This is a genomic window from Bradyrhizobium sp. LCT2, from assembly GCF_009931255.1.
GTDB lineage: Bacteria > Pseudomonadota > Alphaproteobacteria > Rhizobiales > Xanthobacteraceae > Bradyrhizobium > Bradyrhizobium diazoefficiens.
In genome coordinates this window covers 364408-384103 of record NZ_CP034432.1, presented here as the reverse complement: position 1 = coordinate 384103, position 19696 = coordinate 364408, and the positions used below count along the sequence as shown (strand labels likewise).

The 19696-nt window shown below is 61.5% G+C and carries 17 protein-coding genes; 14 read left to right on the top strand and 3 right to left on the bottom strand.

Translation table 11 applies throughout. From position 1 onward, the window contains the following. Window positions 1–345: 345 nt before the first annotated feature. Both EI171_RS02590 and EI171_RS02585 read right to left on the bottom strand, forming a co-directional pair. Entirely contained in the window at window positions 346–3984 is a 3639-nt protein-coding gene (locus EI171_RS02590) for a DEAD/DEAH box helicase (RefSeq protein ID WP_246740439.1), read from the bottom strand. A gap of 8 nt (window positions 3985–3992) precedes the next feature. Next, the gene (locus EI171_RS02585; RefSeq protein WP_161532514.1) at window positions 3993–4940 is read right to left on the bottom strand and encodes an aminotransferase; all 948 of its coding nucleotides are present in this window, start codon (window positions 4938–4940) and stop codon (window positions 3993–3995) included. Between the two features lie 335 nt (window positions 4941–5275). Here EI171_RS02585 and trbB point away from each other — a divergent pair, with 335 nt between their 5' ends. From trbB to EI171_RS02530, 11 genes are read left to right on the top strand one after another with little or no spacing between them, the layout of a single operon-like run. Next, complete coding sequence (gene trbB / locus EI171_RS02580; protein ID WP_161532513.1) at window positions 5276–6274, top strand: P-type conjugative transfer ATPase TrbB; 999 nt, start codon at window positions 5276–5278, stop codon at window positions 6272–6274. Then, window positions 6271–6612 carry a TrbC/VirB2 family protein gene (locus EI171_RS02575; RefSeq protein WP_161532512.1) on the top strand — a complete coding sequence of 114 codons (342 nt, stop codon included), beginning with the start codon at window positions 6271–6273 and terminating at the stop codon, window positions 6610–6612. The genes trbB and EI171_RS02575 overlap by 4 nt, the downstream gene beginning before the upstream one ends. Beyond that, window positions 6612–6887 (top strand): VirB3 family type IV secretion system protein, encoded by a 276-nt coding sequence (locus EI171_RS02570; RefSeq protein ID WP_161532511.1) that lies wholly within the window; start codon window positions 6612–6614, stop codon window positions 6885–6887. Before EI171_RS02575 ends, EI171_RS02570 begins: the two co-directional genes overlap by 1 nt. A 7-nt stretch (window positions 6888–6894) precedes the next feature. Beyond that, a complete protein-coding gene (gene trbE, locus EI171_RS02565) occupies window positions 6895–9333 on the top strand; it encodes a conjugal transfer protein TrbE (RefSeq protein WP_161532510.1) in 2439 nt (812 codons plus the stop codon). Further along, a complete protein-coding gene (gene trbJ / locus EI171_RS02560) occupies window positions 9330–10088 on the top strand; it encodes a P-type conjugative transfer protein TrbJ (RefSeq protein WP_161532509.1) in 759 nt (252 codons plus the stop codon). The genes trbE and trbJ overlap by 4 nt, the downstream gene beginning before the upstream one ends. 10 nt (window positions 10089–10098) lie before the next feature. Further along, window positions 10099–10419 carry a putative entry exclusion protein TrbK-alt gene (trbK-alt, locus tag EI171_RS02555; RefSeq protein ID WP_161532508.1) on the top strand — a complete coding sequence of 107 codons (321 nt, stop codon included), beginning with the start codon at window positions 10099–10101 and terminating at the stop codon, window positions 10417–10419. Continuing rightward, on the top strand, window positions 10416–11777 hold the full coding sequence (trbL, locus tag EI171_RS02550; RefSeq protein WP_161532507.1) for a P-type conjugative transfer protein TrbL: 1362 nt from the start codon (window positions 10416–10418) through the stop codon (window positions 11775–11777). The genes trbK-alt and trbL overlap by 4 nt, the downstream gene beginning before the upstream one ends. 3 nt (window positions 11778–11780) lie before the next feature. Next, entirely contained in the window at window positions 11781–12470 is a 690-nt protein-coding gene (gene trbF / locus EI171_RS02545; RefSeq protein ID WP_161532506.1) for a conjugal transfer protein TrbF, read from the top strand. Then, a complete protein-coding gene (gene trbG / locus EI171_RS02540) occupies window positions 12467–13546 on the top strand; it encodes a P-type conjugative transfer protein TrbG (protein ID WP_161536905.1) in 1080 nt (359 codons plus the stop codon). The genes trbF and trbG overlap by 4 nt, the downstream gene beginning before the upstream one ends. After that, on the top strand, window positions 13537–14739 hold the full coding sequence (locus EI171_RS02535) for a TrbI/VirB10 family protein (protein ID WP_161532505.1): 1203 nt from the start codon (window positions 13537–13539) through the stop codon (window positions 14737–14739). Before trbG ends, EI171_RS02535 begins: the two co-directional genes overlap by 10 nt. Then, window positions 14736–14975 (top strand): DUF2274 domain-containing protein, encoded by a 240-nt coding sequence (locus EI171_RS02530; protein ID WP_161532504.1) that lies wholly within the window; start codon window positions 14736–14738, stop codon window positions 14973–14975. The genes EI171_RS02535 and EI171_RS02530 overlap by 4 nt, the downstream gene beginning before the upstream one ends. Here EI171_RS02530 and EI171_RS02525 read toward each other — a convergent pair. Continuing rightward, on the bottom strand, window positions 14957–15874 hold the full coding sequence (locus tag EI171_RS02525) for a LysR family transcriptional regulator (protein ID WP_161532503.1): 918 nt from the start codon (window positions 15872–15874) through the stop codon (window positions 14957–14959). The two genes, EI171_RS02530 and EI171_RS02525, sit on opposite strands and share 19 nt — an antisense overlap. A gap of 539 nt (window positions 15875–16413) precedes the next feature. Between EI171_RS02525 and EI171_RS02520 the strand changes: the two genes are divergently transcribed. The 3 genes from EI171_RS02520 to EI171_RS02510 all read left to right on the top strand — a co-directional run bounded on the left by EI171_RS02520 (window position 16414) and on the right by EI171_RS02510 (window position 19694). Beyond that, the gene (locus EI171_RS02520; RefSeq protein ID WP_246740437.1) at window positions 16414–17799 is read left to right on the top strand and encodes a sugar ABC transporter substrate-binding protein; all 1386 of its coding nucleotides are present in this window, start codon (window positions 16414–16416) and stop codon (window positions 17797–17799) included. 86 nt (window positions 17800–17885) lie between these two features. Then, window positions 17886–18821: a carbohydrate ABC transporter permease gene (locus tag EI171_RS02515; protein ID WP_246740436.1), complete on the top strand. Its 936-nt coding sequence runs from the start codon at window positions 17886–17888 to the stop codon at window positions 18819–18821. 42 nt (window positions 18822–18863) lie between these two features. Continuing rightward, window positions 18864–19694, top strand: a complete 831-nt coding sequence (locus EI171_RS02510) for a carbohydrate ABC transporter permease (protein ID WP_246740435.1) — start codon at window positions 18864–18866, stop codon at window positions 19692–19694. Window positions 19695–19696 lie beyond the last annotated feature (2 nt).

The following is a 19696-nucleotide window of genomic DNA, read 5'->3' as shown; positions in this document are numbered from 1 at the left end:
CCAAATTGGCATAAGAATCGGGCTCTTCCCACGCACTTGTCTCAAATGCACCCCTTGTGCCGTGGGGCCTGTCCGGCGCGCCACTGCTCCCCGCTAACGCCAACGATCCGTCGACAATCAAACTAACGCTCACGGCATCCCATGTTGCGATTTTTGAACAACATCGCGGAATAGCCCCTTTGGACGTCCTTATATTCGGTCTACGGCCACGACGACCAACCGCATTGTTCGGTATGATCGCACTTACCAGGCGCCGAATCCAAGACGATAGGCTGCGGGGGACTCATCGCCTGCCTCTGCGCCACCATGCCTTCCGGCAGGGCAGGCCCAACTCATCTCCTCGGATTATTTAGCGCTTGACCGAAAAGTTCTGTTCACAGAGGTGCCGCTCTGCGTCGCGCGAAGCTCATAGTCGTTTCGAATGGAATTATTGTCATATGCGCCCACAAGATCCTTCGACGTTGCGAGCTCAAAGCCAGCGGGGTCAAGCCAACAGACGTGGGAACCGCTGGAAACGGGTATCACGTTGTATCGATGCCGCGCGCCATTGGTCCCGGTCAATTTGACCGTCTCGGGAGTAATTGTTGCGGCGGCGCGCTCTCGCCTGGGCAGACTGTTCTGCCATTCGAGAAAAAGCTGCGGATCGATGTAGTCGTCGGGCTCGATATCCACGTGGTGTGCGCGCAACCAAGTTTCGAATTCTTCACGGCGTTCCGCAGCGCGCTCTCGCGTCTGAGCTAACCCTTGTGACAGCGCATAGGCGACGAACGGATCGTGTGTGCCCCATCGCAGCAGCTCGCGAGCCCAAAAGCCAAACCACGGTAAACCCGTGGTAGCGCGCCACTCTGAAAGCGATGGGACCGCGTGGGGATCGCCCGCGCCTGCCGACCAGGCCTGCGCGACAACCGCTCCTATGGCGACGCCCAGTTTGAATTCGAGGTTGTCGGCTACAAAGCGCTGCCAGCTTCGAAGCTGATCCGCATCAGGTTCATCGGCGCCGGGTGTTTGCATCCACCACCCCAACACACGCTGCCAGTTTGCGAGCAACGCCTGGTCGCCGACTGTGGTGCGCACCCGAAATCCGAATCCGCGATCATTGGCGAGGAGCCTCCCGATTTGTTCGAATAAGTGCAGTCGGGTCGCGGCATCATCGACGCCGTAAGTGTGCGCTGCTGCCATCAAATCCCGGATTTGGGGAGCGATGGCTTCGAAACGACGGCCAACCACGGGAGAGAACCCATACTGATAGAGACGTCGCCGTTCGTCCGCGTCCGGGTAGACAGTTTCCACCACCGCGCGGCCGCGCCGTATAAACGCCTGCTCCATCCATTCTTCCTGGGCTGCGGCAACGGCGCTAAACGTTCGCCGCCATATTTCGATGAGCTGGGCTTCAGCCTCGGCGCCGGTCATGTCCACCTCGTCTGCCCGTGCGATCTCCTCAATCGCCGCGAGCAGCACGCCGTCGAGTTCATCAAGACTGTCTGCAAGGCGAGCGCGAAGCCCGCTCGCGCCCTCACCAGCGTCCGGACTGATATTCGGCGGACGGACCTGATCGAGCCAGTCCAGAAATCGATTAGGCGGCAGCCCAAGAACGCCGACTGCACGATCGCGGATTGCGGCTAGCAGCATCGCCAATGGGCTCTCGACCGCATCAGCATCACGTTCCTCGATCAGCAACGCCGTTCGGAGCTGTTCATAGTCTGCCAAGAGATCACGACGTTGCCTGCGCTGAACCCCGATGAAGCTGTCTGCTGTTGTGGAGATCGTGGTTGGGAGCGCCACAAGCGTCATACCCTCGATCCCTCGAGCGGCACCGGGCCGTCCGGCCCGGCCTGCCAGATTCCGGAATTCCGCAGTGGAAAGTGGCGTGATTATCTGTTGCTCGTTCTCCGCGTCCCAAGAACGCCGCTTCAGTGACGTAAGAAGAATCAGGTCGAACGGTAGGTTTACTCCCTCTGTCAGTGTCGCGGTTGCGACCGTTATCGGGCAAATTCTCCGCTCGATCATTTCGGTCATCAACCGCCGAAGCCGTTGCGGCATTTGGCCGTGGCTCGTCGCAATGCCCCGATCAAGGAGCGCGAGCTCGAAGGAGTCAACGCCGCAATAGTCAATACAAGCAGCCCGTGCTTCGTCGTAGCGCGCGCGCAGTTCCCCGCCGGGCGCCGAGAAGCCAGGCGCTGCCGCCCATGTCGGCAGTTCGAGAGCTTCCTTGAACCAGCGCATTGTCTGTTCTGGTTCTTGCGCTACGGAGATCAGAATGCGTTGATCTTCCTCGACCAGGTGAAGAGCCGTCCAAAGCACGGTCAGACTATTGAAGCGATTGAGACTATTCCGCATGCCTGCCGGCAACTGCGGCATTTGTCCGATTCGAAGCCGCAGATACACGGGCTGCTCCTCGCCACGCAAATACAACGGTCGCCCATTCATGATATCGAGGAGGATCCGGCACGGGCGGTTCGGTGTTGTTTCCAAGACGCCGATAACCTGTCGAGTGCTTCGATAACGCACGCCTACGGCCTCGGCGTCAGGCCGCCCCTCGACCCAACGTGCTACTGGTAGGGACGCGCCTCCCGCCACTGCGGTGAGCGCAATTCGCACGACGTCTGGTCGCCTTGCGAGAACGCGCGATATGAAGCTTTCGAGCCGGAGCGAGCGATTGCGGTGCTCCGAAAAACTGATTCTGGTATTCTCCCCACCTTCCGGAACAACTTGATGTGCTTCGTCGATGATCACAAGTCGTAGACGGGCCAGCAAAAGGGGGCCGAGGTAGCGCATTAGCGCATCCGCCTTCTCTACCGTGACAATGAGCACAGTCGGTTGCTCACCGCTTAGCCAATAATCCGTAACACCCCAGTCCGCGCCGCCATAGAGTCCGGTGACGATCATTTCATCGCCAAGCTCAACGCGAAGCTTAGCCTCCACTTCACCAGCAAGGGCGCGCGAGGGCACGAGATAGATTGCCAGGGGCGCGACGTCCTCGTGCTCCCGTAGCAACAACTCTTTGACCAATGCCATGTTGGCGACCAGCGTTTTGCCTGATCCGGTTGGTGTACAAAGAGCAAAGGAGCTGTCCCTCAACAGGCGCTCCAGTCCCTGCAATTGCGAGGTCCAGAGAATACCGCGTCCTCGGCTGAATTGTCCCCGAGCGTAGGCCAGAAGGTTCGAACGTCGGTCAGGATTGAGGTCCGATAGCGCATTGAGGGGACGATAGATGCTTGCGCGTCTGAAGCCATCCGCTACCTGCTTCAGCAATCCCACAAGGAGAGAGGCGTCGTCGCTGAAAACACGCGCGGCCATTCCATCAAGGGCGTTGAGCTTCGCCATCGCGCGGCCGCCGCGCTCATCATCTCCGCGTCGTAGACTGTCAGCCAAGAGCCCGAGGCAGCGCACGAGCTCGACAGTGAAGAGCCAGGCTACTCGATCATCATCGTCGAATACGTCCAGGTCGGGCCTGGCCAATTTTTCCGAGGCGTCTGGACTCGTCAGGTCGCGATGGGATGCCCAAAACGCGGCCGCTCGCTCCAGTACGTTGTCAAAATCCGCACGCAAGAAGGCAGAGTACAGAGCGACCCCATCGTGCTCGCTATCAACCTGCCCCAAGAGACCGGACGCCATTGCTGGGAGGCCGCCAAGTTGGTAGGCGGCGGCAGCAAGTATCTCGATCGGAACAACGGCACGGATGCTATCCGCTGCTCGCGTCAGCCACTCAAGGATTTCGCCCGTGCGGCGATAGCAGGCGATAGCGCCTGGCGACGCCGGCCCTTCGACCTGCTGGAATATATGTGCTGCATGAAGCAGACGCCTTGCGTCCTGCAGCTGACTGGCGGATTCCTGGTCCGTCCATTGAATCGTAGGCACCTGCCATGTCGCCTGCAGGCAGCGAACATATGCTCTCGCTTGCGGGCGCGAGAGTTCATTCTCCACCGCCAGCTGGCGGCGAAGATTGTTGGCCAGGTCGAGCCGTTCAGCATCGAATTCCGGCATAGCTCATCCTACGTCCAGAGCGAAGAATACAGACCATCGATGAGCAATTCACCGTCCCTCAGGATGAGCTCAACGACCTGCAAGTCATGAGGAGCAGTGTATTCGTTCGGCAGTTCCTCCCAGCCAATCAGCACGTCTCCTTCCTCTCTCCGTCGCGCACCGTTACCTGCGATCAGAATGAGGTTGGTACGGGGCAGTGGCCGTGGGTGATCGAGGATCAACGCCTCGTCGAGTGACAAGATCGCTGCCGCATAGCCCTCCGCATCTCGCTGTTCCAAAAGCCTCTGCAGTTGGCGCAAGCCATGCGGCACCGGGGTGTCCCGATTTATTTCAAACCAAACGCCTTTCCCCGAACGAATGCGCTCTCCAGTGTCCGGGTCTTTGATCATCTCACCCAGCATCAGCTCATTGAAGACACTGTCGGTGAGCTGGCGGCGCCATTTGGCCTCTCCAGCAATAAACCTCGATACCCGACCATCATCATCGAGAACAACTCCGATGAAATCGCTGCCGAATCGGCCAAACACTTCGCGCCGCCGTCCAACTCGAGCGAGCGAGAATAAATAGGCTTCGACATCAGCGTGATACCGAAACAGATAGATCGGTACGCGCCAAGGATGGCCGCCGACGAACGAATCGCGAAAGGCCTCCGTGAGCATTCCCGCCATCACCTCGCCGAAAAGGCCGCGAAGTGCCTTCGAGGGGAGACAGTTCGGATAGCACGCGTTATCGCCGGGAGCGCCAGCGTCCGGGTGAAGGTCGATCCCGATCTGAGCGTGAAAATATTCCCGCGCATCTGTATGAGCCGATTCGAAGTAGGGCCTCAGCCCAGCGACCAGATCGTTGTCGGTGTCGGACTTTTGCTCGAGGAGAAGGTGGCCGTAACGCCCCCTCACGCTGTCGTATGATTCGAGCCATTCGTCGAGCGCCTCGCTCGGGGGCGGACAGGTATGCATCGTTGCTAAAATGCCTCAACCAAAAATTGTTGTTTGTGGAAAATATACCTTCATATCCTTCGATGGAACTAGGCATTTAGTTCTCAACGACCGGAGCCCGCCTACAAATGCCAGGATGCCGATCGCCCATTGCATTTCTGAAGTACCGATCGAATAGCAACCTAGCCCCGCGTCCCGGTTAGGGTATCGCCTTCTATGCAGCAAGTATTTTTTCGCTGCTCTACGCCAGGTCCCTACGACGGCTGAATACTTGTTGAACTAACCCGTTTCCTGCCTTTTCTATCCATCCCCGTTGCTGATCGCTTGCCGCGATTGGCGCTCGACGGGGGACGATCGTGGCGGGCACTTCACTCCATTCGGAAGCGTTCTCGCGTGGCGCGCGCATGCTGCGCACCGCGCTTGGCCCCGCGGTAGCCACCTTCCTTGAAGACCCCGCGATCGTCGAGGTGATGCTCAACCCCGACGGTCGGCTCTGGATCGACCGGCTGTCCGGCGGTCTGGAGGATAGCGGACGAACGATGTCCGCGGCCGACGGCGAGCGGATCGTGCGCCTGGTCGCGCACCATGTCGGCGCTGAGGTGCATGCCGAGAAGCCGCGCGTCTCAGCCGAGCTTCCCGAGACGGGGGAGAGGTTTGAGGGGCTTCTTCCGCCCGTCGTTGCGGCGCCGGCCTTTGCGATCCGCAAGCCCGCCGTTGCTGTTTTCACCCTGGACGACTACGCGGCGGCCGGCATCATGACGGCCGGCCAGGCGGGCGTGCTCCGCGAAGCGGTTGCCGCCCGCAAGAACATCCTGGTCGCCGGCGGCACCTCGACCGGCAAGACCACCCTCACAAACGCACTGCTGGCCGAGATCGCCGGCACCACCGATCGTGTGGTCCTCATCGAGGATACGCGTGAGCTGCAGTGCCGCGCCCCGAATCTGGTCGCGCTGCGCACCAAGGACGGCGTTGCGTCGCTATCCGACCTCGTCCGCTCCTCTCTACGTCTGCGCCCCGACCGGATTCCGGTTGGTGAGGTGCGGGGCAGCGAAGCTTTGGAGCTCCTCAAGGCTTGGGGCACGGGCCATCCAGGTGGGATCGGAACGATTCACGCCGGCACGGCGCTGGGCGCTCTTCGTCGCCTGGAGCAGCTCATCCAGGAAGCCGTCCTCACCGTTCCCAAGGCGCTGATCGCCGAGACCATTGATCTCGTCGCGGTGCTGCGGGGCCGTGGCAGCGAACGCCGCCTCGCCGAACTCGCTCTCGTCGCCGGCCTCGATCCCGCCACCGGCGATTACCGCGTCCAGTCAGCCGAGACGGGCGGCCAATCCTCGCTTTCCAAGGAGCCATCATGATCCAGTTCCCTTCCGCGATCCGCCATGTTCGCGGTCGCTTCACTGAGCTTGCGGCGATTGCCTTCATCTCCATCGCCTTTGCCCCCGCGGCCTACGCTTCCGGCTCCTCAATGCCGTGGGAGACGCCGCTCAATCAGATCCTGGAGTCGGTGCAAGGTCCGGTCGCCAAGATCATGTCGGTCATCATCATCACCGTGACCGGCCTGACGCTCGCGTTCGGAGATACGTCCGGCGGCTTCCGCCGGCTGATCCAGATCGTCTTCGGCCTGTCGATCGCGTTCGCCGCGTCGAGCTTCTTCCTGACCTTCTTCAGCTTCTCTGGCGGAGCGTTGGTGTGATGGCTGCAATCGTCGATCCGGAAGTGCCGGGCTTCTTCGCGCCGGTCCATCGCGCGCTCACCGATCCGATCCTGATGGGCGGCGCGCCCCGTACGGTTGCGATCGCCAACGGCACGTTGGCGGCGGCAATAGCGCTCGGCCTCCACCTCTGGATCCCCGGAGCGTTGATTTGGGCTGTGGGCCATGCCGCAGCGGTCTGGGCGGCCAAGCGTGACCCGCAGTTCGTGGACGTCGTTCGACGTCACCTCCGCTATCCATCCTATCTCGGCGCGTGAGGCTTCCATGCTGAACCTCGCTGAATACCGCAACCGGCCCACAAGCCTCGCCGACTTCCTGCCCTGGGCCGCCTTGGTCGAAACAGGCGTTGTCCTCAACAAGGACGGGGCGTTCCAGCGCACGGCGCGCTTCCGTGGTCCGGATCTCGACAGCGCGACGCCTGCCGAACTGGTCGGCGTGACGGCCCGCCTCAATAACGCGCTCCGCCGCCTCGGCTCAGGCTGGGCGATCTTCGTCGAAGCCCAGCGCATCGCCGCCCAGACTTATCCGCACAACACCTTTCCTGACGCCGCAGCAGCGCTGGTCGATCTGGAGCGACGGGACGCTTTCGAGGAGGCCGGCGCCCATTTCGAGAGCCGCTATTACCTGACCTTCGTCTGGCTCCCGCCGGCTGAAGACGCCTCGCGCATCGAGGGCTGGCTCTATGAGGGCCGCGCGCAGAGCGGCGTCGATCCGCACGAGTTGCTGCGCGGCTTTGTCGATCGGACCAACCGCGTCCTGCAACTGGTCGAAGGGTTCATGCCCGAGGTGGCGTGGCTCGAAGACGGTGAGACTCTGACCTACCTCCATTCGACCATCTCGACCCGGCAACAGCGCGTGCGCGTCCCCGAAACACCCATGCATCTCGACGCGTTGCTCGCGGACGAGCCGCTCGCCGGTGGCCTCGAGCCCCGCCTCGGCAGCTATCACCTTCGCACGCTCACCGTGGTCGGTTTTCCGACCACGACCCATCCCGGAATTCTCGATGAGCTGAACCGGCTTGCCTTCCCCTACCGTTGGTCGACCCGCGCGATCCTCCTCGACAAGACCGAGGCGGTGCAGCTGCTGACCAGGATCCGCCGGCAGTGGTTCGCCAAGCGCAAGTCGATCGCCGCCATCGTCAAGGAGGTGATGACCAACGAGGCCTCGACACTGGTCGATAGCGACGCCGCGAACAAGGCCGCTGATGCCGACCTCGCCTTGCAGGAATTGGGAACCGACGATGTCGGCCAGGCCTATGTCACCGCGACAGTCACCGTCTGGGATGAAGATCCCGGTGTTGCCGCCGAGAAGCTTCGCCTCGTCGAGAAGGTGATCCAGGGGCGCGACTTCACCTGCATGGTGGAAGGGGTGAACGCGGTTGAAGCCTGGCTCGGCTCTCTGCCGGGGCACGCCTACGCCAACGTCCGCCAGCCGCCGCTCTCGACTTTGAACCTGGCCCACATGATCCCGCTTTCGGCGGTCTGGGCCGGGCCGGACCGCGATGAGCATTTCCGCAGCTCACCACTGTTTTTCGGCAAGACGGAAGGTTCAACTCCGTTCCGCTTCTCGCTGCATGTCGGCGACGTCGGCCACACCCTGATCGTCGGTCCCACCGGCGCCGGCAAGTCCGTGCTGCTGGCGTTGATGGCTGTTCAGTTCCGCCGCTACCGGAAAAGCCAGATCTTCGCCTTCGATTTCGGCGGTTCGATCCGCACAGCGGCGCTTGCCATGGGCGGCGACTGGCACGACCTCGGCGGCAGTCTGTCGAACAGCGCGGAGGACTCCGTGTCTCTTCAACCGCTCGCACGTATCGGCGACGCGGCAGAGCGCGCCTGGGCTGCCGAATGGGTGACCGCGATCCTCGCAAAGGAAGGCGTCACCATCGATCCGACCGTGAAGGAGCATGTCTGGTCGGCGTTGACCTCACTGGCGTCCTCACCGGTCGAGGAACGCACGATCACCGGTTTGACGGTTCTGTTGCAATCGACCGCACTCAAACAGGCGCTGCAACCTTATTGCGTCGGCGGCTCCTCCGGCCGTTTGCTCGACGCGGAGGCCGAGCAGCTCGGCTTTGCGTCGGTGCAGGCGTTCGAGACCGAGGGCTTGATCGGCGCAGGCGCGGCGCCTGCCGTCCTCACCTACCTCTTCCATCGCATCGAGGGCCGGCTCGACGGCCGGCCGACCCTCCTCATCATCGACGAGGGGTGGCTCGTCCTCGACGATCCAGCCTTCGCGCAACAGCTCAGGGAATGGTTGAAGACCCTGCGGAAGAAGAACGCCTCCGTCGTCTTCGCCACCCAATCGCTCTCCGACATCGACGGCAGCAATATTGCGCCGGCGATCGTCGAGAGCTGCCCGACGCGCATCTTCCTGCCGAACGAGCGCGCGATCGAACCGCAGATCACCGCCATCTACCAGCGGTTCGGCTTGAACGATCGCCAGATCGAGATCATCGCGCGGGCGACGCCGAAGCGGGACTATTACTGCCAGTCCCGGCGCGGCAATCGGCTCTTTGAGCTCGGCCTCGGCCCGGTCGCGCTCGCCTTCTGCGCTGCGTCCTCCAAGGCCGACCATGCCGCCATCGAACGGCTGCTCGCCGAGCACGGCCGAGACGACTTCACGCCCGCCTGGCTCGCCGATCACGAGCTGCTCTGGGCCGCCGATCTCATCCCTGACCTGACAAACCTGGAGGTGCAATCATGACGACTCTTGAAGTGCGGCGCGCTGGCTTGGCCGCTGCGACTGCTCTCTCGCTCGCTCTATCGATCTCATCGCTTCTGACGGCGCCGGCCTCCGCGCAGTGGATCGTCTACGACCCCACCAACTTCAGCCAGAACGTGCTGACCGCGGCGCGCGAGCTGCAGCAGATCAACAATCAGATTCAGATGCTGACCAATCAGGCCCAGAGCCTGGTGAACCAGGGAAAGAACCTCGCCAACCTGCCGTTGTCGACGCTGACCCAGCTTCAGGCACAGGTCGCACGGACCCAGTCACTGCTGAGCCAGGCCCAGAACATCGCCTTCAACGTCGAGCGCATCCAGACGGCGTACTCCACGACATACGGCACGGCGGCGGCAACGGGCTCCAATGCGACAATGTTTGCCGCGGCTCAAACCCGCTGGCAGAACTCGGTGGGCGCTTTCGAAGACTCCCTGAAAGTGCAAGCCGGCGTCGTCGGCAATATCTCGACCAACTCCAGCGCAATGAGCTCGCTGGTTACCGCCAGCCAGTCGGCAAGTGGCGCTCTGCAGGCCGCTCAGGCCGGCAACCAGCTCCTGGCCCTGCATTCCCAGCAGCTTTCCGATCTTGTCGCGGTTCTCGCCGCTAAGGGGAGGGCGGACGCGCTGGAGCAGGCGCGTGTGACCGCGACCGAATCCCAAGGCCAGCAGCAATACAAGATCTTCTCGACACGCAGCGGCTATCAGCCCGGCAACGTCACCATGTTCAGCGGCAACTGAGGCACCGACTATGGAGCGCTCGGATATCCTTCGCGCAGGCGCGATGATCATCGTGTTCGTGATTTTCCTTGGCACGCTGCACGTCATCCATCGGCGTCCGGCTGAGCAGCCAGTATCCGACGCTCCCTCTGCCTCCACTCCCGATGACCTCTCGGCCGAGCTGCTCCGCTGCGCCGAGCTTGGACCCCAGGATGCCGAAGATCCGCACTGCCAGGCGGTTTGGAAGGAGAACCGCGCGCGCTTCTTCGGCAGGCCGGCGCGGCCACGTCTGCCGCAAGCCGCGCCGGCCACACAGCCGATGACGAGTGTTCCAAAGGGAGAGAAGCCGTGAACAACGTCGGCGTCATCGACACCTTTCTCAATACTTTCACGACCTACATCGATTCAGGTTTCGGCCTGATCAAAGGCGAGGTCACGTATCTGTCGTCGACGTTGATCGTCATCGACATCACGTTGGCCGGCCTGTTCTGGGCCTGGGGCGCAGACGAAGACATTCTCCAACGGCTGGTGAAGAAAACACTCTACATCGGCTTCTTTGCCTTCATCATCACCAACTTCACGAAGCTCTCAAGCATCATCTTCAACAGCTTCTCTAGCCTCGGCCTGAAGGCCGGCGGCTCGTCGATCTCGACCACGGACTTCCTGCGGCCCGGCCGGCTTGCGCAGGTCGGCCTCGATGCCGGGCAGCCGTTGCTCGACTCCGCAAGCCAGATGATGGGCTTCACCAGCTTCTTTGCGAACTTCGTCCAGATTGCCGTACTGATGGTGTCCTGGCTGCTGGTGCTGATCGCCTTCTTCATTCTGGCGGTGCAGCTGTTCATCACGCTGCTCGAGTTCAAGCTGACGACGCTCGCCGGCTTCATCCTGATTCCATTCGCGCTGTTCAACAAGACCGCCTTCCTCGCAGAGAAGGTGCTGGGCAATGTCGTTGCCTCCGGCGTGAAGGTCATGGTGCTCGCCGTCATCGTCGGCATCGGCACCGGACTTTTCTCGCAATTCACCACCGCCTATGCAGGCGGCCAGCCGACGATCGAGCAGGCGCTCTCTGTCGTGCTGGCGGCGCTCGCCATGCTCGGCCTCGGCATCTTCGGTCCGGGCATCGCCACCGGTCTAGTGTCAGGGGCGCCGCAGCTAGGCGCCGGCGCTGCCGTCGGCACGGGCCTTGCCGTCGCCGGCACGGCAATGGTCGGCGGCGCGGCGCTCGGTCTGGCCGGAAGGGGAGCGATGGCAGCGAGCTCCGGTGCTGCGGCCGCCGCGCGTGGTGGTGCGTCGATGGCGGGCGGTGTGTCCTCCGCCTACAGCCTCGCATCGGCCGGTCGGTCCGGCGTTGGCGGCGTCGCGTCCGGTCTCGGTGGCGCAGGCCGTGCGGCGGCCAGCAGCGCGGCAGCTCCCGTCAGACGCGCCGCTGCGCGAGCAACGGGGGCAATGACGGAGAGCTTTAGCTCTGGCGCCCGTGCCGGCGTCGCCAACACGGGTGGCTCCTCGACGATGGGGACCATCGGGAGTGGCGAGGCCGCAAACGATGGAGCCGCATCTCAAGCGACGAGCGAGAGCGGTCCGCCCGCCTGGGCCCAACGCGTCAAGCGCAATCAGACCGTCATTCACGGCGCTCAGACAGCCGCGCAAGCCCTCAAATCCGGCGACAGCCATGGCGGCGGCCACTCCGTCGACCTCTCGGGGAAAGAGTAAAGAATGTCAGTCTTCCGGCGATCGTCGGTCCGCTACGGCCGCACACCAGAACCCGAAACCCCCTACCAGCGCGCGGCGCAAGTCTGGGACGAACGCATCGGCTCCGCCCGCATGCAGGCCAGGAATTGGCGGCTGATGGCCTTTGGTTCGCTGATCCTGTCTTGCGGCCTCGCCGGCGGGCTCGTCTGGCAATCCACGCACGGCACCGTCGTTCCCTGGGTGGTGCAGGTCGACAAGCTCGGCGAGGCGCAAGTGGTGGCGCCGGCCACCGCCGACTACCGGCCGAATGACCCGCAGATTGCCTGGTATCTCGCCCACTTCATCCAGATCGTACGCTCGCTTCCGGCCGACCCGATCATCGTGCGGCACAATTGGCTGCAGGCCTATGATTTCACGACGACGGCGGGAGCGGCGGCGCTGAACGATTACGCCCGCGCCAATGACCCCTTCGCCAATCTCGGCAAGCAGCAGGTCGCGATCGACGTCTCCAGCGTCATCCGCGCCTCGCCCGACAGTTTTCGCGTTGCCTGGGTCGAGCACCGCTATCAAGACGGGACGCTCGCCGGCACCACACGTTGGACCGCAATCCTCACCATCGCAATTCAGCCGTCAACCGATGCCGATCGGCTGCGCAAGAATCCACTCGGCATCTACGTCAATGCCATCAACTGGTCGAAGGAGCTGGGACAATGACCCCGCCGATTTTCTCGAAAGCCGGCGGTCCGGCTTCGCGCTTTTCCATCGTTCACCGAAACCGGAGACACGACGATACGTCTTTCCGTAAACCCGCCTTTGCGGCTTTGCTGATGCTCGCATCAGTGCTTGGCGGCTGCGCGCACAATTTCATTCCGCCTGACATCAACTACGACACCGCGGAGCCGGCGGCGCTCACCACTGATCCGCCGCTGCCCGTCAAGATCGTGGAATTGCCAAAACCCCTGCCGCTGCCTGGGCAGTTGAAACCGGTCGCCGCCGGCAAACGCGTCCCGGAAGCGGCTGACCCGAAGGTTCGCGTCAAACAGGCCAACGCCGCGGCGCGGGTGCAGCCGGTCCGCAACGGTTTTATCAACGCGGTACAGGTCTATCCCTTTTCCGGCGGAGCTCTCTACCAGGTCTATACGGCGCCCGGTCAGATCACCGACGTGGCTCTTCAGGACGGCGAGCAACTCACAGGCTCCGGTCCGGTCGCCGCCGGCGACACCGTGCGCTGGATCATCGGCGACACCGAGAGCGGCGCGGGCGCGACCAGGAAGATCCACATCTTGGTCAAGCCGACGCGGCCGGAATTGGTTACCAATCTCGTGATCAACACCGATCGGCGGACCTATCTCCTCGAGCTGCGTTCGACGGAGAAGACTTATATGGCCTCGGTCTCCTGGCAGTATCCCGAGGACCAGCTGATTGCACTTCGGCGACAGAACGCGGCGGCTGAAACCGCGGCCCCGATCGCGGCCGGCGTCGATCTCGCTTCGATCAACTTCCGCTACGCGATCGAGGGCGATGATCCGGCCTGGCGTCCGCTGCGCGCCTTTGACGACGGAAACAAGGTCTACATCGAATTTCCGAGCGGGATCGTCCAGGGCGAAATGCCGCCGCTGTTCGTCATCGGTCCGGCCGGCGGGTCCGAACTCGTGAACTACCGAGCGAACCGCAACTACTACATTGTCGACCGCCTGTTCGCCGCCGCCGAATTGCGTCTTGGCGACAAGGACAGCGAGCGGCGTGTACGCATTGTCCGCACCGACGGAAGGCCGCGCTCATGGCGATAGGCAGCGAAGACGAACATCAGAGCGACATCCCGCCCGCTGCGCCGCCGGACCTTCGGCTCAGGGGCGAGCGGCCGCGTGTCACGCGGCTCTCGCGCAAGGTCCTTATCGGTCTCGGCGCGGTGTCTGCCCTCGCGGTCGCAGGCGCGCTCGGCTATGCCCTGCAGACCGGCAACAAGCCGCAGACCGGCCAAGAGTTGCTTAGCACCCAGAACAGGCCTTCGGCCGAGGGCCTCGCGGGTTTGCCGAAGGACTATACTGGCCTGCCGCGCCAGGCGCCGCCGCTCGGGCCGCCGCTGCCCGGCGATCTCGGCAAGCCGATCCTCAACGCCGGAGCAGCACCGAGCACAATAACTGCGACGTCTGATCCGGAGACGCAGCGCATGGGCCAGGAAATCGAGGCGGCACGGGTCAGTCGCCTCTTCGCCCAGACTGCCCAGCAACCACAGAGCGTCGGCCAACTCATCCCAAATGCTGCCGCTGGGGCCACGCCGACCCCGGCTGCGACGCCACCTGTCGATGCCGGATCCGCGCAGAACATGCAGGACCGCAAGATGGCCTTCCTCAATGCTGCGACCGACAAGCGCACGGTCAGTCCGGATCGGCTCGAGGCCAAGGCCTCACCTTACGTCGTGCAGGCCGGCACCGTGATCCCGGCCGCGCTCATCACGGGCATTCGGTCCGATCTGCCTGGCCAAGTCACTGCTCAGATCACGGAGGCGGTCTGGGATAGCCCGTCCGGCAAATATCTTCTGATCCCGCAGGGCGCGAAACTGATAGGTCAGTACGATAGTTCCGTCGCGTTCGGCCAGTCCCGCATCCTCCTGGTCTGGACGCGCATCATCATGCCCGACGGTCACTCGATCGTGCTGGAGCGCCAGCCTGGTGCCGATACCGGTGGTTATGCTGGACTCGAGGATGAGGTCGACAACCACTGGGGCATGTTGTTCAAGGCTGCCGTCCTCTCGACCATGCTCAGCGTCGGAGCGGAGGCGGGCACGAGCCAGAATGAGAACAACCTCGTTCAAGCGATCCGCAGCGGCGCGTCCAACAGCATCAGCCAGACCGGCCAGCAGATCGTTCAGCGCCAGCTCAACATCCAGCCGACGCTGACCATCCGCCCAGGTTTCCCGGTGCGGGTCATCGTTACGCGGGATTTGGTGCTCGCTCCGTACGGAACGGGAGGAACACCATGACGAAGCTCAAGCTTGGGCCGCTTGAAGACGACAAGCCGGTCAAGCTCACGGTCGAGCTGCCGGCGGCGGTCTTTAAGGATCTCAAAAGCTATGCCGAGATTCTGACGCGTAACGGAGGCGCGACGACACCGACCGAGCCTGCCAAGCTGATCGCGCCGATGATCGAGCGGTTCATGGCAACCGATCGGGCCTTTGCGAAGGCACGGCGCAATGCCGCTCAGCCCGCACCTGGATAGGTCGAAAGGTCTGGGTAGCGTTCACGAAGCAGGTCGAGAAACGGACGCAATGACGGATTGCTGTTGGCCTGTCGCCAATAGACGCGGAAGCTCAGCCGCGTCGGCCCCTCGGCATCATGCACCTCCCGGAAGGTGACGCCGGGATAGTCTGCGCCAGTCGCACTTTCCAGTGCAAGCAGAATACCCCAGTCCGCGCCCACCAAGGAGAGAAGCCGGTCGAGCCCCACGTCATGGCGAAGCAACGTACAAGGATCCGAAGATCCCAATTTGCTGATGAGAAGCTTGAAGAGTTCCGGTCCAGGGCCACGCTGTGACATCAACAGCGGCTCGCGCCTCAGTTCGCCCCAGTGAACTACATCACGGCCTGTCAACGGATGGTTCGCGGGGAGGGCGGCAACGACACGCTCGCTCCAGAGCAACAATGACCTGCCACTCCAATTCGGATTGGGATCGGCCAGGACGGCGACATCAATGGCGGAGCTGGCGAGATCCGAGATCAGATGCTCGCTCGCGCCGTCGACAAAATGTCTATCCACATCGGGAAAACGCTGCCGGTGCTCGAGGAGAGTGGCCCGGAGATTGCCGGTTGACAGGGAGGTGTGGATGCCGATGGTCAACCGACCACTCTCGCCACGCGAGCGGGTCTTGAGGCGAGCAGTCATTGCTTCAGCTTCGCCTATGACTCGCCGAGCATCCTCGAGGAATTCTTGACCTTCCACGGTTGGTCGCGTGCCACCGTTAGTGCGCTCGAAGAGCTTGCTGTCCAACTTGTGTTCGAGATTGCGCAGGCGTCGACTCAGCGTCGATTGCTTGACTCTGAGCGTCTCTGCCGCTTGGCGGAGGCTTCGATGCTGGGAAACCGTGATCGCCCAGCGCAGATCTCGAAATTCCACGGGCACGGTCGAACCGCGACCTCCTCTAACTTATGTTTCGGTCAAATGCTGCGATTCCAAATCGCAGTCGGGACCAATCGCGAGTCCAACTTGGTAGTGGAATGGCCTTCCGAAATAATCGGAAGCAATGTTTCAATCGGAATGGGTAGAACCGGGAATATCCATTTTGGCGGTCTATCCCGCGCGAGACCGCCGTCGGTCGCTTGCCAAATGCTGTCCAGCGACAGCGCGCGACTGAAGGTCGAGGGCGATGAGTTTCTGAAAAGTTTACAAGGCATAAGCGAAAGAAGGTCTTTGAATCATCACGATGGACGCCCTTCCGTTCATCCAACTTCAAAGTCTACAGCTGGTGCGTGTCTGCCTTTGTCCCAATCGGCAGCTCCTTTTAGAGAAGCTGATATCTCTCGAAGTTACTCAATCTTACCCAACTCTTGGAGCGAAAGGGAGGCTAGGACCAAACAATGATGGCTAGCCTTCGCCCTACTGCGGCCCTGGAAGAGGAGGGCACGTGGATTTCCGGGCCAAAGAGCCCAGAGGAGGGATTAATGCCAAGGAAGCTCGCCGCTTTTCGCGGCTATTCGATAAATTTTGCCAGAAGCGCTCTCATCTGCTCTACGCTTTTATCCGGAACGGCCTTTGCTTTCGAGCAAGCCAAAGCAGACGAAATCAACTGGCGGCAGTTCGAAGGTGCGTCGATCGTCTGGGCATACGACATCCATCCGTATGCTGACGCCGTTGCGGCCCAGCTGCCGGAGTTCGAGAAGCTGACGGGCATCAAGGTGACGCCGGAGCTTTATCCGGACGATGCCTATTGGAATAAGCTCACCATCCAACTAAGCACGAAATCGCCGAGTTGGGACGTTGTGGGTACAGGGATTCAGCCTGCCTGGGATCTCGCGCCGGGACAGTTGCTTGAGCCGCTCGATCGCTATCTGAACGATTCAAAACTCACCGCTGCCAGCTACGACTACAAGGATTTCTTCCCTGCACTGCGGAACGCGCTCACCTGGAAAGTGAAGGAGGGGCAGATCGAGCCGGGAAGCGGCCAAGTGTGGGCTATCCCGCACGGTTTCGAGAACATCCAGCTGTTTTACCGCAAGGACATCTTAGACAAATACGGAATCAAGGTTCCGACAACGCCGCCTGAGATGTCCGTCGCTTGCGAAAAGCTCAAAGCCTCCGACCCTGCCATCACGCCATTGGGCGTGCGCGGCGTGCGCTTTTGGAGCAGCATCCACACGGCGGCAATCTCGATCGCCAAGTCCTACGGCGTCCATGATTTCGTCGTCAAGGACGGGAAGTTGGAAACAGGCCTAGACTCGCCCGAGTCGATCGCGTTCCACAAGGACTATGTGGACATGATCAAGAAGTGTGCGGCTCCGTCCTTTGCCAACGACAACTGGTATCAAGTGGTCGATGGCATCAATTCCGGACGGACGGCGATGGCAATCGATTCCAACATGTTCGGCTTTTGGAACGATGTTGCCGGCAAGCCCGCCTCGGGCAAGATCGCCTTCGCACCCCCATTGCACGCTCCGAACAGCAAGAACTTCGAATCGAACATCTGGATCTGGTCCTTGGCGATAAACGCTGCGTCCCAGAAGAAGGGCGCTGCCTGGCTGTTCATTCAGTGGGCAACGTCGAAGCAGGTCGAGCTGAACGGTGCGGTTGCCGGCAAGCTCGTTAACTCTCCTCGCGCCTCGACATGGAGCGATAAGGCTTGGCTGGAATATGCGGCAAAGCCGGAATTCAATAACTTCGTCGACACGTTCAACAGCGTGCAGGACAGAGCTGCGCTCGCTTTTACGCCCCGGGTCGGATTCGCCGAAGCAATGAACGCGTGGGCTGTGGCGATGCAGAAGATGGTCAACGGCGCGGACGTGAAAACGACGCTGACTGACCTCGCCTCGGGTATCCGCTCGTCCATGTGAAGCGGAAAAGGGGCGGCAACCTCAGTTGCCGCTCCCTCGCATCGTAGAGTTACAATGAGATGGACTTTCGAGGATTCAACGGAATCGTGACGCTACAGTCGACGGTCACCCAGCTTGCTGCGCCCAAGGACGAGCCGGTGAAGAGCGCCGACGGGCGGCGCTTTGACTGGTGGAGCATTGCCGCGGTCGCGCCGGCTATCATCATCCTGCTCGGTTTTCTTTTCCTGTTCTTCTACGGAGTCTATCAGTCGTTGACTGACCTCAGGTTTGGACGACCGCTGGTTCGCTTCATAGGTCTCAATAACTATGCCGCGCTGATTAAGACCGAGGATTTCTGGAATAGCGTGCGCGCGACGCTCGCTTACGCGGGATTGGCGGTGTTGGCAGAAGCTCTATTCGGACTGGCGCTTGCCAAGCTGTTCGCCACGGATGTCTTCCTTGCGCGTTTGATGCGGCCCGTCATTCTCCTGCCGCTGGTCCTTCCGCCGATGAGCGTCGCGCTCATGTGGACGACAATGATGGATCCGCAAAACGGGATTCTGAATTATTTGCTGTCACTTGTCGGGATCAGCCGGTTTGCGTGGATTTCAGATCCGACAACGGCGATGTTCTCCCTAGTTCTGATCGACGTGTGGACCTACACGCCTTTCTTCGCGCTGATCATTTTCGCCGGCCTCCAGGGCATCAATGATGAAGTGAGGGAGGCCGCGCGGGTCAACGGAGCGAAAGGCTGGGCCACCTTCTGGTACATCGAGCTACCGCTCGTCGCCCCATATATTCTAATTGCCGCGGTATTTCGATTGATCGAATCCCTGAATCAATTCGACATCATTTTCGGGACCACGCAAGGAGGGCCCGGCGACAGCACTGCCGTCCTTTCGGTACGCGCCTACATTACGGCCTTCCAAAATCTTGCCTTTGGTCGTGGTGCCACGCTCATGGTGATCAATTGGTTGATCGTGCTGATCGGAACACTCGCCATGGTCAAACTGTGGCGCTTCGTCCGCCAGCGTGTGAGCTGATCGAGGCCGCAAATGCGCTTAAGACGAGCAACCACGACCAACTTGACACTCAATCTCTTCGTCGCTATTTGCGCGCTGATCCTGACATTTCCCCTTGTCTGGATCCTGATGACGTCGCTCAAACAGCAGTCCGAGGTCATGACTTGGCCCCCGACGTTCATCTTCCAGCCAACGCTGGAGAACTTTCGCGTCCTGTTTGATGTCGCTCAGGCTGGCGCGACCAGTTACGGCACGATCAAGGTGGATTTCCTGACACCGATCACGAACAGCGTGATCATTGCGCTCGGCTCCGTGATCATATCTGTGCTCGTCGGAGTGCCCGCCGGCTACGTGCTGGCGAGGCGAGACATACCTCTGAAGGAAGACATCGCTTTCTTCATTCTGGGCTTCCGCTTTGCTCCGGCTCTGCTGGTCGTTATCCCGCTCTTCAGCGTCTTCCAAGCAATTGGGCTATACGACACCTATTTCGGCATGATCTGGGTCTACCAGGTCGTCACCCTGCCGATGATCGTCTGGTTGAGCCGCTCTTATATCGAAGACATCCCGAAGGACATTGAGGAAGCCGCTGCTATGGACGGCGCGAAACCGTTCCGAGTCGTGCTGCACATCGTGCTGCCGCTATTGAAGCCCGGCCTCATTGGCGCCTCGTTGCTCATCTTCCTGCTTGCCTGGCACAACTTCGCCCTCGGGCTGATCTTAAGCTCGACCAGGGCGCCGGTGACAGTCGCTCTTCTCAAGCTGCTCAATCCGGGTGTGCAGTTCTACCCTGTAATGGCCGCCGGACTCGTGGTGACGATGATCATTCCCGTCATTCTGATTGTCCTTGGCCAGCGCCATCTGGAACGTGGTCTTACCTTCGGTGCCGTGAAATGAGT